Here is a 422-nt window from a genome sequence, read left to right as displayed (position 1 = left end):
GATTGGCGTTGTCTGCCAGCAGGCGGGCGGTCACGCGGCATTCGTTGATGCCGGTAAACTGTTGCCGCATATCCCGGCAGACCAGTTCCCGGCACAGGCGCTGGCCTGCGAGCTGTATAAAGTCGCCGGTATCCGTGCGGTAGAAATTGGCTCTTTCCTGTTAGGCCGCGATCCGAAAACCGGTAAACAACTGCCATGCCCGGCTGAACTGCTGCGTTTAACCATTCCGCGCGCAACATATACTCAAACACATATGGACTTCATTATTGAAGCCTTTAAACATGTGAAAGAGAACGCGGCGAATATTAAAGGATTAACCTTTACGTACGAACCGAAAGTATTGCGTCACTTCACCGCAAAACTTAAAGAAGTTTAATTAATACTACAGAGTGGCTATAAGGATGTTAGCCACTCTCTTACCC

At 49.5% G+C, this 422-nt stretch carries 1 protein-coding gene; it reads left to right on the top strand.

What is annotated here, in order from left to right; translation table 11 throughout:
* Window positions 1-376, top strand: a 376-nt coding sequence (locus tag GRC12_RS45090; protein ID WP_206759406.1) for a beta-eliminating lyase-related protein, incomplete at its 5' end; no start/stop codon positions are given.
* Window positions 377-422 lie beyond the last annotated feature (46 nt).

Origin of the sequence: Streptomyces griseorubiginosus, assembly GCF_017614965.1 — a bacterium.
Taxonomy (GTDB): Bacteria; Actinomycetota; Actinomycetes; order Streptomycetales; family Streptomycetaceae; genus Streptomyces; species Streptomyces griseorubiginosus_B.
This window is presented reverse-complemented; position numbering and strand designations above follow the sequence as displayed.